The following is a 1,718-nucleotide window of genomic DNA, read 5'->3' as shown; positions in this document are numbered from 1 at the left end:
GATATCCACTTGAATTTTTAATACATTAAGCTACGTATATACGTTTAATTAATAACCATCTTTTTTATAACCAAYTTTTTACTAAAAACTCTGCAATATTTTCATAAGGAACTTTTTCTGATTTTAATAATCCTTGAACTACAAGTCCATCAACTATAGAAACTAATAAAAATGAAAGAGCTTCAGCATCTTTATCATCTTTTATAGTTTTAGAAATTTCTTTCTTTAGAGTATTTCTCCACTCTAAATACTTAACCTTAATTGATTCTCTTAAAGTATCATTTTCAGTTATAGCTTCACATAAAATATACATATGAATTCTTCCACGCCCCTCTATAGAAGCTATTTTTTCCATTATTAAATTTACCATATTTGAAGATTTATTATTACTTTCTATACCAGAAACACAGTCTATTACTGACTTTGTTATAGCCTCTAAATGAATATCTGCAATATCGGATATTAAATCATTTTTTGAAGAATAATGATAATATAGTGTACCCTTACTTATATCACAAGCCTTAGCTATATCTGCTAAAGAAGTATTTTTTATACCTTTTTTAGTTATTAAATTTGTTGCTGTTATTAAAATTGTTTCTTTCATATTATTTTGTTTCATACCAATACCATCCTAGAATTTAGTACTATTTCAAGTAAATTATAAGCATAGTAAATATCATTGTCAATTTATTATGCCAGATTACTAACTATATAATAGTTTATTATTGACTTTAATATAAAATGAGTATANNTAAAATGAGTATACAATATAATTAATAACCGGTCAAGTGGCCGACTGAATAAATAATATATGATATATGGAGTTGAATATATGAAAAATATAAAAATAGTAACAGATAGCTCTTGTGATTTAAATAAAGATATAGTAGATAGATATAATATAGAAATAGTGCCTCTTAATGTAGCTTTTGGGGATGATATTTATGTTGATGGTGAAATAGAAAAACCTGAATTTTATAAAATGATGGATGAGTCACCAGAATTACCAAAAACATCTTGTCCTTCTCCTGAGAAATTTATAAATAGTTATGAAGGTGAAGAAGATAATATAATAGTTATAACACTAGCTTCAAAATTATCTGGAACATATTCAACAGCAGTACTTGCTAAAAATTTATTTGAAGAGAAATATCCAAATAAAAATGTTGCAGTTATAGATACAGAAACAGGATCTATTGGACAAGGTCTTTTAGTTGCAAAAGCAGCACAATTAGCAGAAGAAGGTAAAAGTTTTGAAGAAATAGTAAAGACTATAGAATCTATAAAAAATGATGTAGTACTTTATGGAGCTTTAGATACTTTAGAAAATGCAATAAAAGGTGGAAGAGTAAATCCTTTAGCTGGAAAGCTTATAAATGCTTTAAACTTTAAAGTTATAGTAAAGGTTGCTAATGGAGAAGTTAAGCCTTGTGATAAAGCTAGAGGTGACAATAACTCTATGAAAAAGGTAGTTGAAAATGTATTAAACTCAATAGAGGGTAAAGAAGTTAAGTCTTTAGCTATAGCACATGCAAACTGTTTAGATAAAGCACTTAAAGTAAAAGAAATGATGTTAAAAAATAATGAATTTGAAAATATTACAATATCAGATATAGGATCAGTTATGGGTACGTATACATCAAAGGGTGCAGTATTAATAAGTGTATTATAGAAAATAGGTTAGTATTAGCTAACCTATTTTTTATATTTRATAAATT

General features: G+C 26.1%; 2 protein-coding genes. One reads left to right on the top strand and one right to left on the bottom strand.

Annotation, left to right across the window (positions count from 1 at the left end; all coding sequences use genetic code 11):
* Positions 1-64: 64 nt before the first annotated feature.
* Positions 65-619, bottom strand: a complete 555-nt coding sequence (locus G3997_RS05535) for a TetR/AcrR family transcriptional regulator (RefSeq protein ID WP_296644146.1) — start codon at positions 617-619, stop codon at positions 65-67.
* A gap of 213 nt (positions 620-832) precedes the next feature.
* Between G3997_RS05535 and G3997_RS05530 the strand changes: the two genes are divergently transcribed.
* Positions 833-1,672 carry a DegV family protein gene (locus G3997_RS05530; protein WP_296644143.1) on the top strand — a complete coding sequence of 280 codons (840 nt, stop codon included), beginning with the start codon at positions 833-835 and terminating at the stop codon, positions 1,670-1,672.
* Positions 1,673-1,718 lie beyond the last annotated feature (46 nt).

Source organism: Romboutsia sp. 13368 (assembly GCF_018336475.1).
GTDB lineage: Bacteria > Bacillota > Clostridia > Peptostreptococcales > Peptostreptococcaceae > Romboutsia.
Note: the sequence above shows the minus strand (reverse complement) of the source record. Positions and strands in the feature narration are given on the sequence as shown.

Coding starts and splice junctions, on each gene's coding strand:
- G3997_RS05530 (WP_296644143.1), top strand. CDS start 833: ATGAAAAATATAAAAATAGTAACAGATAGCTCTTGTGATTTAAATAAA.